The sequence below is a fragment of the Nocardioides sp. B-3 genome (assembly GCF_024703895.1).
Lineage (GTDB): Bacteria > Actinomycetota > Actinomycetes > Propionibacteriales > Nocardioidaceae > Nocardioides.
This window is the reverse complement of the sequence record NZ_CP087968.1, coordinates 3652409-3670841: the sequence shown is the minus strand read 5'-3', so window position 1 is coordinate 3670841 and position 18433 is coordinate 3652409. Positions and strand designations below refer to the sequence as shown.

The following is an 18433-nucleotide window of genomic DNA, read 5'->3' as shown; positions in this document are numbered from 1 at the left end:
CGCAGTCTGTCACGCAGGCAACCGCCTCAGTCGGGCAGCGTGTCCCCCGGCGGCGTCGAGAGCCGACGGACGAACCAGTCGGAGCGCGGGTCGAGCACCGGCTCGATCCGGATCGAGCCGCCCAGCACCGCCGCGCCGTTGGCGCCCGCGAGGATCAGCGGCAGGTCGAGCGCCCGCACCTGCGGCAGGTCGTGCTGGATCTGCGCGACGCGACGCACGAGCCGCTCGATCTCGGTGACGTCGACGATCTCGCTGCCACGATAGCCGAAGAGCAGCGGCGACGCCTTGATCTCGCGGACCATGTCCTGCGCGTCGTGCTCGGCCAGCGGCGGGATCCGGAAGGACCGGTCGCCGAGCAGCTCGGTCAGCGGTCCCCCGATGCCGAAGGACAGCACCGGCCCGAACAGCGGGTCCTCCATGGACGATATCCCGACCGGCACACACGGCGGCGCGTTCTTCTGCACGACGAACCCGGCGCTCTCCGGATCGGAGATCAGCTCGTTGAGGGACTCCCGGGCGTCCTTCATGTCCGCCGGTCCGTCGATGTTGCGCCACACGTGGGCCGGGTCGGGCCGGTGCCGCAGGTGGGGTGCGGTCGCCTTGAGCACCACGTCCCAGTCGAGGTCCTTGCCCGCGGCGGTCGCGCCCTTGAGCGAGGCGACCGGCAGTGTCTCCCACAGCTCGATGCCGTACGCAGCCAGCAGCTGGCGCTGCTCGGACAGCGACAGGTCATGGCCCTCGGGGTGGTGCATGAGCAGCTCGTTGACCACCCGCTGTGCCGCCTGCCGGTCCACGAGCTCCTCGTCGGCGGCCGGTGTCTCGGGGGTGCGCAGCCAGACGGCGTACTCCACGACACGCGCCAGCGCGCGCACCGCGGCCTCGACGGCCGGGTAGGACGGCACCGAACCGCGACCGGCGCTCGAGCCGGCGACGTCGGGGACGCGCAGCAGCTCCGGCACGCCCTCGGCACCGAGGAAGGTCGACACGATCGGCTTGTCGGACTGCTCGCCGACGGCCGCGAGCACGTTGGCGACGTCCTCGCCGGAGACATTGAGCGGGGGATGTAGATCGCGGCCACGGCGTCGACCTCGGGGTCGTCGATGGCGGCGTCGAGGGCGTCCTCGAAGTCCTCGGCACCGGCGTCGGCACCGAGGGCGACCTGCTTGTTGACCACGAGCCCGACGCTGGTGGCGGCGTCGGCGGCGAGCAGCCCGAGGGCGTCGGAGTTGCCCACGACGGCGACCCGGCGACCGCGCGGCAGCGGCTGGTGGGCCAGCAGCTGGGCGACGTCGAACATCTCCTCCAGCGTGTCGACCGGATCACGCCGGCCCGGCGGAACATCGCGTCGACGGCCCGGCCGGGAGCGGCGATCTTGCGCACCGCGTGACCCATGGGCACGCCCCGGGTGCTGCGGCCAGACCGGACCGCGATGATCGGCTTGCGACGGCTGACACGACGGGCGATGCGGGAGAACTTGCGCGGGTTTCCGATGGACTCGAGGTAGAGCAGGACCACCTCGGTCGCGTCGTCCTCGAGCCAGTATTGCAGCAGGTCGTTGCCCGAGACGTCGGCGCGGTTGCCGGCGCTGACGAAGGTCGACAGGCCGAGGCCCCGGTTGTTGACCTTCTCCGGGATCGCGGAGCCGAGGGCACCCGACTGGCAGAAGAAGCCGGCGCGACCGCGCGGCGGCATCAGCGCCGACAGCGACGCGTTGAGGCTGACCTCGGGGTCGGTGTTGATCACGCCGAGCGCGTTGGGGCCGATCAGGCGCAGGCCGTAGGAACGGGACAGCCCGACGAGACGGCGCTGCCGGACCCGGCCCTCCTCACCCGTCTCGGCGAAGCCGGAGGAGATGACGACGAGCCCGTGCACGCCCTTGGCGGCGCAGTCGAGGACCACGTCCTGTACGGCGTCCGCCGGCACCGCCACGATCGCGACGTCGACCTCGCCGGGGATGTCGCCGACCGTCTTGTAGGCCGGCATGCCGGAGACCGCGTCGGCACTCGGGTTGACGACGTAGACCCGGCCGGTGAAGCCGCCCGTGACGAGGTGCCGCACCAACGCCCGGCCGATGGTGTCCGGCGGCGGCTGGCGCCGATGACCGCGACCGAGCGTGGACGGAAGAAGCGTTCGATCGAGGCCGACTCGGCGCGGTGCTCGCGCTGCGCCATCACCCCCACGGCCGTGTCGGTGGGATCGATGCTGAACTCGAGCTCCATCACGCCTTCGTCGTAGTGACTGGCCACGCGATAGCCGGCGTCCTTGAAGGTGTGGATCATCGCTCCGGTTGTCGGGCAGCACCTCGGCGATGAAGCGCTCGACCCCGCGCTCGCGACCCGCCTGCGCGAGGTGCTCCAGCAGCAGCTGCCCGATGCCGCGGCCCTGATGGCCGTCCTCGACCGGGGAAGGCCACCTCGGCCTTGCCCGGCTCGACGGTGTCGTAGCGACCAACGGCGATCATCTTGTCGGCGCTGGTGAGGACGAGGCGCGACCCGGTCGACGTAGTCGACCCGGGTGAAGCGCTTGACGTCGCGCTCGGAGAGATGCGGCATCGGCGAGAAGAAGCGGTAGTACTTCGACTCCTCCGAGACCCGGCTGTAGAACTCGACCAGCAGCTCGGCGTCCTCGGGCCTGATCGGACGGATGTGTGCGGTCTTGCCGTCGCGCAGCAGGACGTCCGCCTCCCAGTGCCGGGGCGGCGGAGTGCTCGTCTCGGCATCGGTGTTCGTCACGTCGCGAAATCTACAGGTCTTCGGTGCACTTCGAACCGCCGATGACGGCGCTGTACGGCGAACCGTCGGCCCGCGCCAGTGCCCTGTGTGGCAATCCGGCCGAATCGGTCGGTCAGGAGCAGGCAGCGATCGCGTCCGGGAACGCGGCATCGATGGCCTCGAAGTCGAGGTGGCTGATGCCACGAGCGTCCTTGCCCCGGAACTCCGCCCCACCCGCCATCACGGCGTGCAGGTTGATCGGGGTGTCGACCGAGATCCCCGCGGCGTCGGCGAGCACCCGGATGCCAGCCGGGCACAGGCCCGTGAACTCGAACGCGAGGACGTGGAACGACGCGAAGCCGTTGGAACTGCTGGCCCCTGCCATGCCCTGCGGTGTCATGTTGTTCACGTAGCAGAGGGTGCGCTGGCCGGTCCGAGACCGAGCGCCACCGCGGCCACCGTGCCGACACCGATGGTGGAGATGCGACGTACGAACATTGCGTCATTCCTTTCGTTGTGCGCGACGTCAATGGACGTCCCGCCCGGGTGTGATGCGGAGCGCGAGGACGACGAACGCGGCGGTGTAGCCGAGCAGGACGAGACCACCCATCGCGACCGACAGCAGCTGGACGCCGTACGACGCACCGAGCCGCCGACATTCCGGACCGGGTCTGGCAGGTCGGCGTAGCGCCTGTCGGCGAACGTGGCGGTTCCGGTGCTCGGTGCCACGAGTCCGAGAAGCATTCGAAGGGTGGTGGTCTTGCCTGCGCCATTGGGGCCGAGCAGGGCCGTCACCTCACCCGATCGCGCGACCGCGCTGACGTCGTCGACAGCCAGCACGTCCCCGAAGACCTTCGTGAGCCTTGTCAGTTCAACGGCCATCATGCCTCCTCGACCCGCGTCCGCCGGAACTCGGGAAGCGTCGCCATGAGGGCGGCCGCCATCACCAGCGCTCCGGACGAAATAGCTGATTCCGACGCCGTCGCGAAGCCAGATGAAGACGATCCCAGTGGCGGCGATGTTGACCCGAGTCACCGCCCACGCCCAGTACTGGCGCCGTCGGAACGGCACGAGCAGCACTACCAGCGCATAGGCGTTCGTCGCCGTGAACGCCGCGAACATCAGCGGCTCCGGATCCTCGTCGGCGATCACGAACACCCCGGCGGCGTGGTTGACCATGCCCGGGGCCGCCGTCACGACGAGGACGGCCCAGCCGACGCGGGCTGCTGTCGAGGTCATCCCTGAGACGGCTCGGCGCAGTTGGCCGATCACTCCTGACTGTGCTCACACGGAAACGTTAGGCACAATCGACTTCGAAGCCCGCTCCGTTTCCGGGTGGGAAACAGCCGGCCCGCAGCACCACTCAGCGCAGGGCGGATCGGGTGATCGACTCGGTGAAGTCGGCCATCAACTGGATGGCAGTCAGCAGCTCCGGGCGGTTGTCGCCGCGGCGACGATGGGCGTGGTACCAGCTGTCCGGAACGCCTCGCAGTCCGACCCTGCGAAGCTCCGGTGGCAGGTTCGCGGTCAGTGCCAACGGGACGACGGTCACCTCTCGCCCCTGAAGGATGCGCTGCGCCACGTGCGCCGTGTTCGAGGCGTCGATCGGTACCGGGGTCGCCTCGCTCAGCGGTCGGACGTCCGCCAGCACAAACGGGTGCATGTACTCGTCGGGCAATCCGGGCGAGTAGAGCATCGGGTAGCAAGCGAATTCCCGGACGTCGACCATGCCGCGAACGGCCATCAGGTGGGTGGAGCTGACCAGCCCCACCCGTTGGATCCTCGACAGCCGTGTCGACGCGACGGCGGGATCTGGCGACGGTCCGAACGTCAGCACGACGTCGACCTCACCAGCCATCAGGTCGGGTGTCAGTCTGGGAAAGGGCGTCGGCACCGACTCAACCGCCACCCCCGGATGCGCATGCCGGAGGGCCAGCTCCAGAGTCGTGAGGGCAGCAGGCATCAGTGGCGCGACCACGCCGACCCCGGCCGGCACAGCGAGCCTCAGGGTCGTGACGGCCTCGCCGGTGGCGGCGAGCCGAGCGGACTGGACGTCGTGGATCAGTTGCGGTGCGAGCTGGACGAACCGTTGCCCGGCAGGGGTGAGCCCGAGGAATCCACCCGAGTCCCGCTCGATCAGCGGCACGCCGAGTGCCCTTTCGAGGCGCTGGATCCGCTTGGTCAGCGCGGAGACCGTGACGCCGAGACTCTCGGCGGCACGTCCGAAGTGCCGCTGGTCGGTGACTGCGATGAAACTCTCGACGGCGGTGAGGTCGAGATCCATGCCGCAACTCTCCCATCTAGACAGCCCACCGGCGAGCCCCGGCGCCCGAACGCACGGCCGAAAGGGAGAATGCCCCCATGGCTCGCCGTACCACCAAACAACCGCTCCCCGACGACTTCGAGGAGCACATCCTCGACATCGACGTCGGCGACGAGATGCGCTCGTCGTTCCTCGAGTACGCCTACAGCGTCATCTACTCCGCGCACTGCCCGACGCTCGCGACGGCCTGAAGCCCGTGCAGCGCCGGATCCTCTACACGATGGACGACATGAACCTGCGGCCCGACCGCGGGCACGTCAAGAGCGCCCGCGTCGTCGGCGAGGTCATGGGCAAGCTGCACCCGCACGGTGACAACGCCATCTACGACGCACTCGTGCGGATGGCCCAGTCGTGGTCGTTGCGGGTGCCCTTCATCGATGGGCACGGCAACTTCGGCTCGCCCGACGACTCCCCGCCGCGATGCGCTACACCGAGTGTCGGATGATGCCGGCGGCGGTCGCCATGACCGCCTCCATCGACGAGGACACCGTCGACTTCAAGCCCAACTACGACTCCCGCGAGATGGAGCCGAGCGTCCTGCCGGCCGCGATCCCCAACCTGATCGTCAACGGCACCACCGGCATCGCGGTCGGTATGGCGACCAACATCGCCCCGCACAACCCGGTCGAGGTCGTCCGGGCACTGCGACACATGATCACGCACCCGACCGCCGGTCTCGACGACCTGATGCGGTTCATCCCCGGCCCCGACCTGCCGACCGGCGGCAAGATCGTCGGCCTCGACGGTGTCCGCGACGCCTACGAGACCGGCCGCGGCACCTTCAAGATGCGCGCCACCGCGCGCGTCGAGTCGGTCACCGCCCGTCGCAAGGGCATCGTCGTGACCGAGCTGCCCTACGGCGTCGGCACCGAGCGCGTGATCGAGCGGATCAAGGCGCTGGTGCTGGCCAAGAAGATCCAGGGGCATCGCCGACCTGAAGGACCTCACCGACCGCAGCCACGGGCTGCGGCTGGTGATCGAGGTGAAGAACGGCTTCGTGCCCGAGGCACTGCTCGAGCAGCTCTACAAGCTCACCCCGATGGAGGACTCCTTCGGCATCAACACCGTCGCACTCGTCGACGGCCAACCGCGCACGCTCGGGCTCAAGGAGCTGCTGGAGGTCTTCCTGCAGCACCGCTTCGACGTCGTCCGCCGCAGGTCGCAGTTCCGCCGGACGAAGGCCGCCGACCGGCTGCACCCGGTCGAGGGACTGCTCATCGCGATCCTCGACATCGACGAGGTCATCCGAGTCATCCGCTCCTCCGACAACGCCTCGCAGGCCAAGGAGCGGTTGATCGACATCTTCGAGCTCAGCCAGATCCGGGCCGACTGGATCCTGGACATGCCACTGCGCCGCCTGACGAAGTTCTCCGGGCTCGAGCTGGACAAGGAGAAGGCCGAGCTCGAGCGCGAGATCGAGCAGCTCGACGCGATCATCAACGACGAGAAGCTGCTGCGGAAGGTCGTCTCCGACGAGCTCGCCGAGGTCGCCAAGACCTACGGCACCCCGCGCCGTACCGTCCTGCTCGCCTCGGCCGGCACCACGGTGACGTCTGCCGCCACGTCGCTCGAGGTGGCCGACGACCCGTGCTTCGCCTTCCTGTCCTCCAGCGGCCCGGGTCGCGCGTACGTCCGGCGCGGGCCTCCCCGGGCACGGCGAGTCGCGGGCCAACCACGACGTCATCACCTCCGCGGTGCGCACCACAGTCCGCGGCGAGGTGGGTGTGCTGACCTCGCGCGGGCGGCTGATCAAGGTCGGCGTGCTGGACATGCCCGAGCTCCCCGACTCCGCCAACGACCCCAATCTCCGGGGCGGTCTGCCGCTCAGTGAGGTGCTGTCCCTCGACAACGGCGAGCGCGCACTGGCCCTCACGTCGCTCGCGACCGAGGGCCCCGGTCTCGCCCTCGGCACCCGCGACGGCGTGGTCAAGCGCGTCAACCCCGAGGTGCTGAACAAGGACGACTGGGACGTCATCGGACTCAAGGACGACGACGAGGTCGTCGGTGCCGTCGAGCTGATGACCGGCGACGAGACGCTGTGCTTCATCACCACGGACGCGCAGCTGCTGCACTTCGGTGCCGACGGGGTGCGCCCGCAGGGTCGGTCCGGCGGGGGCATCGCCGGCGTCCGTGTCACTCCCGGCGAGCGGGTCGCCCGGTTCGGCGTGGTCGACAGCGCCGACTCGGTCGTGGTGACCGCGTCGGGCGCCTCCACGGCGCTGCCGGGCACCGAGGCGGGCGCGGTGAAGGTGACGCCCTTCAGCGAGTACCCGCCCAAGGGTCGTGCCACCGGCGGCGTCCGCTGCCACCGGTTCCTCAAGGGCGAGGACACGCTCGTCACCGCCCGGGCCGGCTCCGCTCCGGCCGGGGCGGCCGCTGCCAGCGGCGCCCCGATCGAGCTCCCCGCCGCCAACGGCCGCCGCGACGGCTCCGGTGTGCCCGGACCGCAGGCGATCGCCGCTGTCGCGGGTCCGGTCGCCGTACTCCTCGAAGGCCGCACGATGGACGCCTCCGCCGATGCGCCTGCTGAGGATGCGTGATGTGCAAGGCTGATCGCATGATCGCTCGCGCCGCTGGCGTCCCCCGGCACTGGTCCTCGCCGGCACTCTCGCCCTGTCCGCGTGCAGCGGCGGGGGCGAGGAGAAGGTGACGGAGGACCAGAGCCCCGAAGAGGTGCTCGCCGCGGCGGCCACCACGCTCAGCGAGACCAGCGGCGTCAGCCTCACGCTGTCGACAGAGGACCTCCCCGACGGCGTCGCGGGGATCGTCAAGGCCGACGGGGTCGCCACCAACCAGCCGGCCTTCGAGGGCACGATCACGGTGATCTTCGCCGGCCAGAGCGTGCAGGTGCCGGTGATCGCGGTCGACGGCAAGGTCAACGCCGTCCTGCCGTTCACCGACGGCAGCTACCTGGGACATCGACCCCGGCGACTACGGCGCGCCCGACCCGGCCCAGCTCGTCAGCGCCGACTCGGGCTTCTCGTCGCTGCTGGGCGTCACCACCGACCTCGAGGAGGGCGAGAGCGTCCGCGGCGGCTCGGACAACTCCGAGGTCCTCACGACCTTCACCGGCACCGTCCCGGGCGACGCGATGAAGAACGTGATCCCGAGCTCGTCGGGTGACGCCTTCGACGCGGAATACCTCGTCTCCGACGACGGCGAGCTGCGCCAAGGCCGTGCTGACCGGCGTCTTCTACAAGAACAGCGACGAGATGACCTACACCGTCGACTTCGCCGACTACGGCACGAGCAAGGACATAGTCGCCCCGTGAGTGAGGTGACCGGGTCGGCTCCGACCCGGGCGCTCCCGGGCCCGGCGGCCGTCGCCGTAGCCTTCGCGGCCGCCGACACCTACGTCGTCGTGCTCGCGCTGCCCGACATGATGACCAGCGTCGGCGTGCCGATCGACCAGCTGCAACGCGCGGCGCCGATCGTCTCGGGCTTCCTCCCGGGGTACGTCGCCATGCTGCCGCTCATCGGCAGGATCGCCGACCTCCGCGGCCGGGTGCCGGTGCTGGTGTTCTCGCTGGTGCTCTTCGCCTTCGGCTCCCTCGTCACGGCGCTGGCCTACGACATGCCCTCGATGGTGATCGGCCGGTTCCTGCAGGGTGTCGGCGGCGGGGGTCTCGTGCCCGCCACGCTCGCCCCGGTCGCCGACCTCTACCCCAAGGAACGCCGCGGAGTCCCGCTCGGCGTCGTCTCCGCGGTCCGAGAGATCGGCTCGGTCATCGGTCCGCTCTTCGGCGCGGTCGTGCTGGCCTTCGCCGACTGGCGAGTGATCTTCGCGATCAACCTCGCGGTCGGGCTGGTGCTGGCCGCGGCACTGCGATCCCTCGCCGGGCGATCGCCGCTGGTTGAGCTGGCGGCCGACTCACCGCTGGTTGAGCAGGCGCGCCAGCGCCGTGTCGAAACCAAGGTGAAACGCCCCGACCTCGTCGGCGCCGTCCTCCTCCTCGCGACCCCGGCGGCGGGCGCGCTCGTCTTCGTCCGCCCGGCGCAGCTGTTGCGCGACCTCACGTGGGGCCAGCTCTTCATCCCCTACGCCGGGTCGGGGCGCTGGCTGACCCCGATCGGCCTGATCGCCGTCGGCGCGGCGATCCTCTTCCCTCGCGCTGCTTCCTCGCGAAGCGGCCGCTCTTCGACCTGCGCCGCTGGGGTGCCAGCTCGGTCGAGGCCGACCTCGTCGGCGCCCTGCTGCTGGCGGCCGCCCCGGCCGGCGTGATCCTCGCGTTCGCGACGGCCGACCTGAAGATCCGGGTGTTCTCCGACCGCGGCTGGTGGTTCCTCCTCGGGTCGGCGATCGCGAGCGTGCTGTCGCCCTGCACCTACGCCGGGCGACGGCTCCGCTGGTTCCTCGCGGTGCGCTGCGGCGTACCCCGGCCCGGGGTGCGCTCCCGGTCAGCTTCTTCATCGGGGCCGCCCTCATCGCGGCGCTGATCGACATCCCGCTCTTCGCGCGCACGACCGTCTATCCCGACGACCAGCTGCCCGCAGCGCTCGTGCTCGTCCGCTTCCCCGGTCGCACTGCCGGTCGGAGCGGTCATCGGCGGCTACCTCATCCGGCGTCTCTCCCCCGGCTCGGTCACCGCCGCCGGGATGCTGATGGCAGCGGCCGGCTTCGTGCTGATGGCCCAGTGGGGGCTGACCACGGTCCGAGAGCCGATCGCCAACCTCGCCCTGTTCACCGGCGGCCTCGGCTTCGGCCCGGCGCTCGCGCCGGTCAATGCCGCGTTGCTCGCCTTCACCGACGACGACGTCCACGGCGTGGCCAGCGCCTTCGTCGTGGTGTCGCGGATGGTCGGCATGCTGGTCGGCATCTCGGCACTGACAACGATCGGGCTGCGCCAGTACTACGCCGAGCAGGGCGTCATCCCGCCGGCACGCGAGGTCTGCGACGGCAAGAGCCGCTGCAAGGAGTTCTCCGACCTGCTGCGCGTCGCCGGGATCGCCCGGGAGCACACCGTGTTCTACGGCGCCGCCGTCTGCGCGGTCGTCGCCGCCGTACTGGCCCTCGTCCTCTTCCGTACGGCGACAGCGACGCCCCTCTCCACGAGGGACGCCCTGTCGATCCACTGAGACCTGCCGCGGGTCTCAACCCGTGTGGTGCACCTCCTGCAGGGCGTAGACCGGGGTGTCGATGCCCTCGAACCGCGCCTTGAACTGGAGCGCGAGGTAGAGCGAGTAGTGGCGCGACTGGTGCAGGTTGCCGCCATGCATCCACAGGTTCTCGATCTGGGTCGGCTTCCACATGTTGCGCTGCTCGCCCTCCCACGGTCCGGGGTCCTTGGTGGTGTCGGACCCGAGGCCCCAGACCTTGCCGAGCCGGTCTGCGGTCTCTGGTCGATCAGGTCGGCGACCCAGCCGTTCATCGATCCGTAGCCGGTGGCGAAGACGACCACGTCGGCCGGGAGCTCGGTGCCGTCCGCCAGCACGACGGCCTCCGCCGTCAGGTGGTCGATCTGGCCCTTGACCAGCTTGACGTCGCCGTTGGCCACCGGGTCGGCGGCACCGACGTCGATGTAGTAGCCCGAGCCGCGGCGGAGGTACTTCATGAACAGGCCCGACCCGTCGTCGCCCCAGTCGTGGTCGAAGCCGGCCGCCTCCAGCCGCTCGTAGAACTCCTTGTCCTTCTCCGCCATCGCCTCGTAGGCCGGGATCTGGAAGGTGTGCAGGATCCTGTACGGCAACGACGCGAAGATCAGGTCCGCCTTCTCGGTCGTCACGCCGGCCGCGACGGCCCGCTCGGAGTAGAGGTCGCCGAGCCCGATCTCCATCAGGCTGTCGCTCTTCACGATGTGCGTGGAGCTGCGCTGCACCATCGTCACGTCGACGTCGTTCTCCCCACAGCGCGCCGCAGATGTCGAAGGCGGAGTTGTTGCTGCCGATGACCACGACCTTCTTGCCCCGATAGGCGTCCGGGCCGGGGTGCGCCGACGAGTGGTGCAGGTCGCCCCCGAAGACGTCCATGCCCGGTACGGCGGGGACGTTGGGCTTGCCCGACATGCCGGTCGCGAAGACGAGCTGCTTCGGGCGCAGCGTCAACGGCTTGCCCTCCCGCTCGACCTCGACCGTCCACTCGCCCGTCTCCTCGGACCGGGACGCGCTGCTGGCCGCGGTGCTCGACCAGTAGGGCACCTCCATGATCTTCGTGTAGGACTCGAGCCAGTCGCCGATCTTGTCCTTGGGTGCGAAGACCGGCCAGTTGTCCGGGAACTTGAGGTAGGGCAGGTGGTCGTACCAGACCGGGTCGTGCAGGCACAGCGACTTGTAGCGGTTGCGCCACTGGTCGCCGGGGCGCGGGTGCTTGTCGATCACCTGGGCTCGGCACGCCGAGCTGGCGGAGGCGGGCGCCGAGGGCGATGCCGCCCCGGCCGCCGCCGATGACGAGCACGTAGGGCTGGGTGGTGCTGCCCGGGCTCTCCGCCTCCTGCTGCCTGCGCTCGAGCCGGGTCTGGCGCTGCTTGTCCGCCCCGTGCTCGGCGCCACGCGGGCGGTGCTCGTTCTTCGGCTCCTCGTGGCCCTTCAGCTCGTAGAGCGTCGTGAGGAACGTGAACGCCTTGCGCTCACCGTCCTCCTCGACGAGTCGCAGCAGTCCGCGACCGCGACCGATCGCGGTCTCGAACAGGAACCACGCCGTGACGACACCGTCCGCCTCGTCCGCGGGCTCGTCGAGCGCGAAGGACGACGGGTCGGTCCCCGCCAGCGTGCTCTCCAGCAGGTCGCCGACACCGCTGCGCCCCTCCACCGTGGTGATGTTCCAGCTGAACGACACGAGGTCGCGCCAGAACGACTCGGTGGCGAACATCGCGGCGGCGGCCGGGATGTCGCGCGCGGCGAGGGCGGCTTCTGAACCCCTCCAACCACGCCGTCGCCGTGGCGCTCGGATCGGTCGTGACGGCGGTGGCGGGCTTGTCCAGTGTCTCGGTCATGATGTCTCCTTCCGACGTGACCAAGCACACACCCCGCCGTACGATCGACGGCAGGGTTGCAACGGGGTTGCAACCGATCGGAGGCGACATGGGCGACGAGCGCACCTCGTGGCGTTCACGCGAGCGCGTGCTCTCCGGCGGCCCCCGACGAAGGACCTCCGCCCCGAGATCAGCGCGTCGTGGCGACGGGTCCGGGCCGGCGGACTGGCCCCGGGTGCCGAGCCTGCGGTGGCGCCGCTGACCGAGGGCGAGGTCGAGTCGCGGCGCACGACCAGCGCCCCTGGCTCCCCTGCTCGCGAGCATCACCGCGTCCCTGAGCCCGGTGGTCGACGACGGCCTGCTGGTGGTGACGACCGACACCGACGGGCGCGTGCTGTGGCGTCACGGCAACGGTGGCGTACGCCGTCTGGCCGACCGGCTCGGCTTCGTCCCCGGGTCGGCGTGGACCGAGTCCAACGTCGGCACCAACGCCATCGGCACCTGCCCGGTGCTCGGCGAGCCGGTGCACATCCGGGGCCCCGAGCACTACGTCGAGTCGCACACGCGCTGGAGCTGCGCGGCTGCCCCGGTGCTCGATCCGTGGACCGGCGAGACGCTGGGTGCGGTCGACATCAGCGGGCCCGGCGTTCGCCGTACAACGATCGGTGCTGGCCCTCGTCGGCGTGACCGCGAAGCTGGCCGAGGCGGAGGTCCGCACCGAGCACGCCGTGGCTCTCGAACGGCTTCGGGCCTACGCCGCGCCCGTCGTCGCCCGGGTCGGCGGCCGCACCCCGGCCGTGGATCCGAGCGGACACATCGCGGCGGTCACCGGCTTCACCGCGCCCGACCGGTTGGTGCTGCCGGCCGACCTGTCCGCGGAGTCGACGTGGCTGCCGGCGCTGGGCGCCGTCACGGTGGAGCCGCTGCCCGGCGGCTGGCTCGTGCGACTGGGCGACGGGGACCGCGCGGCCACCGACCCGGTGCTCGACCTGCGGGCGGGCCGCGAGCTGCGGGTGAGCACGGCCAGCCACTCGTGGCGGCACCAGCCGAGCCCGCGGCACGCCGAGATCCTGCTCGCGCTGATCCGGTCGCCGGAGGGACGCACGGCCGCCCAGCTCGCCGACGACCTCTTCGCGGACCCCAGCCGAGTGCTGACGGTGCGCGCCGAGATGTCGCGGCTGCGCCGCACCCTCGGCTCGCTGCTCGAGTCCCAGCCCTATCGCATCTCGCCCACGGTGCGCGCGACCGTGCTCGGTCCCGACCTCCGATAATCTCGCCCTCGTGGACGACTTCAGCGACCTGATCGCCGCCAACAAGAGCTTCGCCGAGGACTTCACCCCGGGCGACTTCGACGGCGTGGCCCATGCCGGCGTCGCGATCGTCACCTGCATGGACAGCCGGATCGACCCGCTGCGGATGCTCGGCCTCGAGCACGGCGACGCCAAGATCTTCCGCAACCCCGGTGGTCGCGTGACCAGCGCGGCGCTCGAGGCGCTCGTCCCGGGCGTGCACCTGCTCGGCGTCGAGCGGATCCTGATCGTCCCGCACACCAAGTGCGCCATGGCGTCCAACACCGAGGCCGACCTGCGGGTCAAGGTCGGCAAGTCGATGGGGGTCGATGCGTCGTGGCACCGGTTCCACGTCATCTCCGACCAGATCGCTGCCCTCCGGGAGGACGTGCAGATGGTCCGCTCGCACCCGCTCATCCCCGATTCCGTCGCGATCGGCGGCTTCCTCTACTACGTCGACACCGGCCTGATCGACCAGAAGTTCTGATTCTTGCTAGGACGTCCTAGCAATTCCGCGTAGCCTGTCGTCATGGCAGCCGACAGGGACCCGATCCACGAGGCGCGCAGCCAATGGGTCCGCCACGGGTGGGACGACGCGGCCGACGGCATGGCGATGGTCACCTCGGTGGTCCGCGTGCAGCAGCTGCTGATGGAGCGCATCGACTCCGTGCTGCGCCCGCTCGACCTCACCTTCGCCCGCTACGAGGTGCTGCGGCTCCTGTCCTTCGCCCAGTCCGGCTCGATGCCGATGACGCGCCCGGGCTCCTTGCTGCAGGTGCATCCGACCAGCGTGACCAGCGCGGTGGAGCGCCTCGTGAAGCAGGGGGTACGTCGAGCGCCTGCGCCGCGACGACGACCGCCGCGTGATCCCGGCATCCCTGACCGACGCCGGTCGAGACGTGGTCGACCGCGCCACCCTCGGCCTCAACACGCAGGTCTTCGAGCAGCCCGGGCTGCCGCTCGAGCGCGTCGAGCAGCTCACCGAGCTCCTCGGCGAGCTCCGTTCGGGTGCCGGCGACCACGTCGCCGTACCCGCTACTTCACAGTAGTTACTTGGATGTCCTACTATCAGTTGGTAGGACATCCAACTATCCCAGTCTGAGGATCCTCCATGGTCGATCTCCACCAGCCCCAGCACCCGGTCCGCCTCGTCACGGCGTCGGCCCTCTTCGACGGTCATGACGCGTCGATCAACATCATGCGGCGCATCTTCATGAGCCGGGGCTGCGAGGTGATCCACCTCGGGCACAACCGCTCCGTCCGAGAGGTCGTCGACGCGGCGCTCGAGGAGGACGCGCAGGGCATCGCCGTGTCGTCCTACCGGGGCGGCCATGTCGAGTACTTCGAATACCTCGTGGAGTCGCTGCGCGCGGCCGGCGCCGACCACATCAAGGTCGTCGGCGGTGGCGGTGGGGTCATCGTGCCGGCCGAGATCAAGCGCCTGCGCGAGTCGGGCGTCATCATCTTCTCCCCGAGGACGGCCAGCGGATGGGCCTCGTCGGAATGATCAACTCGGTCGTCGTCGACTGCGACTTCGACCCGTGGCAGACGTCGCCCGCCGACATCGATGCCGTGCTCGCCGGCGATCGCCACGCCATCGCCCGCGCCCTCACCGGCGCCGAGACCGGCCAGCTCAGCGACGAGATGCTCGCGCGCATCACCCGAGCGGCCGCCGCCCACACCGCACCCGTGCTCGGCATCACCGGCACCGGCGGGTCGGGCAAGTCGTCGCTGACCGACGAGCTCGTGCGCCGCTTCCGCGTCGACCAGCAGGACAAGCTCCGCATCGCCGTGATCGCGGTCGACCCTGACCCGGCGCAAGGGCGGCGGTGCCCTGCTGGGTGACCGCATCCGCGCCAACTCGCTCGACGGCGACCGGATCTTCTTCCGCTCGATCGCGACGCGTGGCGCCCACGAGGTGCCCGAGCACCTCGACACCGTGATCGCGGTGATGAAGGCCGCCGGCTTCGACCTCGTCATCGTCGAGACGCCCGGCATCGGACAGGGCGACGCCGCGATCGTGCCCTTCGTCGACCACTCGCTCTACGTCATGACGCCGGAGTTCGGTGCCGCATCGCAGCTCGAGAAGATCGACATGCTCGACTTCGCCGACACGGTCGCGATCAACAAGTTCGAACGCCGCGGCGCCAAGGACGCGCTGCGCGACGTCGGTCGCCAGCTGGTCCGCAACCGCGAGGCCTTCGGCAAGCAGCCCCACGAGATGCCGGTCTTCGGCACCAGCGCCGCCACCTTCAACGACGACGGCGTCACGGCGCTCTACCAGCACCTGCGCGACACCCTCGGTGCCGGCGGGCTGCCGATCGCGGAGGGGACGCTCCCGCACGTCGCCGTACGCCACTCGTCGGGGATCCGCCGAGGTCGTCCCGACCGATCGCGTGCGCTACCTCGCCGAGATCACCGAGACCGTGCGCGGCTACCACGCGCAGACCGACCGCCTCGCCGAAGCCGCACGTCGCGTTCAGCGGCTCGACATCGTCCGGGGCGAGCTGGTGTCCGCCGACAAGGACACCAACGGCGTCGAGGACCTGCTCGAGTCCGCCCAGCGCCAGCTGCCGCGCGAGGTCTCCGACCAGATCAAGGCCCGGCCCGCGGTCGTGGAGTCCTACTCCGGCGACGAGCAGGTCACGAAGGTCCGCGACCGCGAGATCCACACCAAGCTGACGCGCGAGTCGCTGTCCGGCAACAAGATCCCCCGCGTCGCCCTCCCCCGGTTCACCGACCACGGCGAGCTGGTGAAGTTCTGGCGCAACGAGAACCTCCCGGGCTACTTCCCCTTCACCGCGGGCGTCTTCCCGTTCAAGCGCGACGGCGAGGACCCGGCCCGGATGTTCGCCGGCGAGGGTGACCCGGCCCGCACCAACCGCCGGTTCAAGATCCTCAGCCACGAGGGCGAGGCCACGCGGCTCTCGACCGCCTTCGACTCCGTGACGCTCTACGGCCGCGACCCCGACCCGCGCCCCCGACGTCTACGGCAAGGTCGGCACCTCCGGTGTCTCCGTCGCGACGCTCGACGACATGAAGGTGCTGTTCGACGGGTTCGACCTGATCGCCCCCTCGACGTCGGTGTCGCTCACCATCAACGGGCCGGCGCCGACCGTGCTGGCCTTCTTCCTCAACACCGCCATCGACCGGGCCGCCGAGCGCGGCATCTCCGCCGCCGACGCGCTCAAGCAGGTGCGTGGCACGGTGCAGGCCGACATCCTCAAGGAGGACCGGGGCCAGAACACCGCACTGTTCTCGACCGAGTTCTCGCTGCGGATGATGGGCGACATCCAGCAGTACTTCATCGACAACGAGGTGCAGAACTTCTACTCCGTGTCGATCTCCGGCTATCACATCGCCGAGGCCGGGGCCAACCCGATCAGCCAGCTCGCCTTCACGCTGTCCAACGGCTTCACCTACGTCGAGTCCTACCTCGCCCGCGGCATGGACATCGACGACTTCGCGCCCAACCTGTCGTTCTTCTTCTCCAACGGCATGGACCCTGAATACAGCGTCATCGGTCGCGTCGCCCGCCGCATCTGGGCGATCACGATGAAGGAGAAGTACGGCGCCAACGAACGGTCGCAGAAGCTGAAGTACCACGTGCAGACGTCCGGTCGGTCCCTGCACGCGCAGGAGATGGACTTCAACGACATCCGGACCACGCTGCAGGCGCTGATCGCGATCTACGACAACGCCAACTCGCTGCACACCAACGCCTACGACGAGGCCGTCACGACGCCGACCGAGGAGTCCGTACGCCGCGCGCTGGCGATCCAGCTGATCATCAACCGCGAGTGGGGTCTCGCGATGAACGAGAACCCGCTCCGGGGGCTCCTTCATCATCGACGAGCTCACCGACACGGTCGAGAAGGCCGTGCTGGCCGAGTTCGACAGCATCAACGAGCGCGGAGGCGTGCTCGGCGCGATGGAGACCGGCTACCAGCGCGGGCGCATCCGAGACGAGTCGATGCTCTACGAGCACCGCAAGCACGACGGCTCGCTCCCGATCGTCGGCGTCAACACGTTCGTCAAGCCCGACTCCGACGTCACTCCCCCGGAGGTCGAGCTCGCCCGCGCCACCGAGGCCGAGAAGGAGTCGCAGCTCTCGCGGGTCCGCGCCTTCCAGTCCGCGCACGCCGACGAGGCGGCCGAGGCACTCGCGCGCCTCAAGGAGGCCGCCGTCAACGGCGACAACGTCTTCGCCGTCCTGATGGACGCCGCCCGCGTGTGCTCGCTGCAGCAGGTCACCGAGGCGTTCTTCGAGGTGGGCGGGCAGTACCGGCGGAATGTCTGAGCCAGCGCGGCGCGAGCGCGCGAGCGCAGCGCGTGGGGCGAAGAGGTTGAGCAAGCCCCGACCGGGCGAGCCTGCGAGCCCGGGCGACGGGCGGGACGAAACCGAGTCCGAGAGTGGCCACGGCGGCCTTCGCCGGGTGGTCAGCCTCGTCCCCTCCCTCACCGAGGCGATCGCCAGCGTCGACCGCTCCACGCTGGTGGGGGTGACCGACTGGTGCACCCACCCGGCCGATCTGGACGTCGCCCGTGTGCGCGGGACGAAGAATCCCTGACACGAAGGCGATCATCGCCCTGCGTCCGGACGTGGTGATCACCAACAAGGAGGAGAACCGCGAGCTCGACGTCCGCCGCCTGCGCGAGGCCGGCGTCGAGGTGTGGGTCAGCGTCATCGAGACGGTCCCCCGGGCGATCGACGCCATGGAGGAGCTCTTCGACTCGGTGCTGCGCTGGCCGCGGCCTGAGTGGCTGGCCACGGCTCGTGAGCTGTGGTGCGGCGAGCCCGCCCCTGCTCGAGCGCGTGTCGCCGTACCCATCTGGCGGGATCCGTGGATGGTCGTCGGCCGCGACACGTTCACCGGCGACCTGCTCGCCCGCGCCGGCCTGCCCAACGTCTTCGCGTCGTACGCCGACCGCTACCCCACCCTCGACGTCGCGACCATCGACGGCGCCGGCGCGGACGTCGTTCTGCTGCCCGACGAGCCCTACGTCTTCACCGCCGACGACGGCCCCGAGGCGTTCACGACGCCGACCGAGCTCGTGTCCGGACGGCTGATCACGTGGTACGGCCCGTCGCTCGTCGAGGCCCACACCTTCCTGAGACACCTCGGGGGTTGAGGACGGCGCGCAGCGACCGTCACTCAATCCGGCCGTCTCAACGGGCTATGGACCCGACGACCCGTTGAG

18 protein-coding genes and 4 pseudogenes are annotated in these 18433 nt (G+C 70.1%); 16 read left to right on the top strand and 6 right to left on the bottom strand.

All coding sequences use genetic code 11. The features are described from left to right. Positions 1–26: 26 nt before the first annotated feature. From LP418_RS24315 to LP418_RS24295, 5 genes are all read right to left on the bottom strand, one after another. The gene (locus LP418_RS24315; protein ID WP_257954024.1) at positions 27–794 is read right to left on the bottom strand and encodes an acetate--CoA ligase family protein; all 768 of its coding nucleotides are present in this window, start codon (positions 792–794) and stop codon (positions 27–29) included. After that, positions 730–2451, bottom strand: a complete 1722-nt coding sequence (locus LP418_RS24310; protein WP_257954023.1) for a GNAT family N-acetyltransferase — start codon at positions 2449–2451, stop codon at positions 730–732. Before LP418_RS24310 ends, LP418_RS24315 begins: the two co-directional genes overlap by 65 nt. A 393-nt stretch (positions 2452–2844) precedes the next feature. Beyond that, positions 2845–3111: a hypothetical protein gene (locus LP418_RS24305; protein ID WP_257954022.1), complete on the bottom strand. Its 267-nt coding sequence runs from the start codon at positions 3109–3111 to the stop codon at positions 2845–2847. Between the two features lie 5 nt (positions 3112–3116). Next, positions 3117–3950, bottom strand: coding sequence for an ATP-binding cassette domain-containing protein (locus LP418_RS24300; protein ID WP_257954021.1), 834 nt, complete (start codon positions 3948–3950; stop codon positions 3117–3119). A gap of 124 nt (positions 3951–4074) precedes the next feature. Continuing rightward, on the bottom strand, positions 4075–4995 hold the full coding sequence (locus LP418_RS24295; protein ID WP_257954020.1) for a LysR family transcriptional regulator: 921 nt from the start codon (positions 4993–4995) through the stop codon (positions 4075–4077). A 77-nt stretch (positions 4996–5072) separates the two neighbouring features. On the opposite strand from LP418_RS24295, the pseudogene LP418_RS24290 reads away from it, so the two are divergent. From LP418_RS24290 to LP418_RS24265, 7 genes and pseudogenes are all read left to right on the top strand, one after another. After that, positions 5073–7574 (top strand): annotated as a pseudogene (locus tag LP418_RS24290) (DNA gyrase/topoisomerase IV subunit A). A 106-nt stretch (positions 7575–7680) separates the two neighbouring features. Continuing rightward, positions 7681–7926, top strand: a pseudogene (locus tag LP418_RS34445) (LppX_LprAFG lipoprotein); the annotation flags it as partial. A 25-nt stretch (positions 7927–7951) separates the two neighbouring features. Continuing rightward, positions 7952–8155: pseudogene (locus tag LP418_RS34440) on the top strand (LppX_LprAFG lipoprotein); the annotation flags it as partial. Next, positions 8154–8306: a hypothetical protein gene (locus tag LP418_RS24280; protein WP_257954018.1), complete on the top strand. Its 153-nt coding sequence runs from the start codon at positions 8154–8156 to the stop codon at positions 8304–8306. The pseudogene LP418_RS34440 and the gene LP418_RS24280, both read left to right, overlap by 2 nt. After that, complete coding sequence (locus LP418_RS24275; protein WP_257954017.1) at positions 8303–9256, top strand: MFS transporter; 954 nt, start codon at positions 8303–8305, stop codon at positions 9254–9256. Before LP418_RS24280 ends, LP418_RS24275 begins: the two co-directional genes overlap by 4 nt. Continuing rightward, on the top strand, positions 9253–9471 hold the full coding sequence (locus LP418_RS24270; protein ID WP_257954016.1) for a hypothetical protein: 219 nt from the start codon (positions 9253–9255) through the stop codon (positions 9469–9471). The genes LP418_RS24275 and LP418_RS24270 overlap by 4 nt, the downstream gene beginning before the upstream one ends. 165 nt (positions 9472–9636) lie before the next feature. Further along, positions 9637–10110, top strand: a complete 474-nt coding sequence (locus LP418_RS24265) for a hypothetical protein (protein WP_257954015.1) — start codon at positions 9637–9639, stop codon at positions 10108–10110. A 15-nt stretch (positions 10111–10125) separates the two neighbouring features. Here LP418_RS24265 and LP418_RS24260 read toward each other — a convergent pair whose 3' ends face one another. Further along, entirely contained in the window at positions 10126–11349 is a 1224-nt protein-coding gene (locus LP418_RS24260) for an NAD(P)-binding domain-containing protein (protein WP_257954014.1), read from the bottom strand. Here LP418_RS24260 and LP418_RS24255 point away from each other — a divergent pair. From LP418_RS24255 to LP418_RS24220, 9 genes and pseudogenes are all read left to right on the top strand, one after another. Beyond that, positions 11339–11884 (top strand): hypothetical protein, encoded by a 546-nt coding sequence (locus LP418_RS24255; RefSeq protein WP_257954013.1) that lies wholly within the window; start codon positions 11339–11341, stop codon positions 11882–11884. The genes LP418_RS24260 and LP418_RS24255 overlap by 11 nt on opposite strands. Positions 11885–12071: 187 nt before the next feature. Further along, the gene (locus LP418_RS24250; protein WP_257954012.1) at positions 12072–12629 is read left to right on the top strand and encodes a hypothetical protein; all 558 of its coding nucleotides are present in this window, start codon (positions 12072–12074) and stop codon (positions 12627–12629) included. After that, the gene (locus tag LP418_RS24245) at positions 12608–13213 is read left to right on the top strand and encodes a hypothetical protein (protein ID WP_257954011.1); all 606 of its coding nucleotides are present in this window, start codon (positions 12608–12610) and stop codon (positions 13211–13213) included. The genes LP418_RS24250 and LP418_RS24245 overlap by 22 nt, the downstream gene beginning before the upstream one ends. A 10-nt stretch (positions 13214–13223) precedes the next feature. After that, positions 13224–13718 (top strand): beta-class carbonic anhydrase, encoded by a 495-nt coding sequence (locus LP418_RS24240; RefSeq protein ID WP_257954010.1) that lies wholly within the window; start codon positions 13224–13226, stop codon positions 13716–13718. Between the two features lie 83 nt (positions 13719–13801). Continuing rightward, positions 13802–14098, top strand: coding sequence for a hypothetical protein (locus LP418_RS24235; protein WP_257954009.1), 297 nt, complete (start codon positions 13802–13804; stop codon positions 14096–14098). Further along, positions 14095–14280 (top strand): hypothetical protein, encoded by a 186-nt coding sequence (locus LP418_RS24230; protein WP_257954008.1) that lies wholly within the window; start codon positions 14095–14097, stop codon positions 14278–14280. Before LP418_RS24235 ends, LP418_RS24230 begins: the two co-directional genes overlap by 4 nt. Before the next feature lie 62 nt (positions 14281–14342). Then, positions 14343–17531: pseudogene (icmF, locus tag LP418_RS24225) on the top strand (fused isobutyryl-CoA mutase/GTPase IcmF). A 46-nt stretch (positions 17532–17577) separates the two neighbouring features. Further along, entirely contained in the window at positions 17578–17802 is a 225-nt protein-coding gene (locus tag LP418_RS31495; RefSeq protein ID WP_336275804.1) for a helical backbone metal receptor, read from the top strand. 34 nt (positions 17803–17836) lie between these two features. Then, positions 17837–18364, top strand: a complete 528-nt coding sequence (locus LP418_RS24220) for a helical backbone metal receptor (RefSeq protein ID WP_336275803.1) — start codon at positions 17837–17839, stop codon at positions 18362–18364. The last annotated feature ends 69 nt before the right edge of the window (positions 18365–18433 follow it).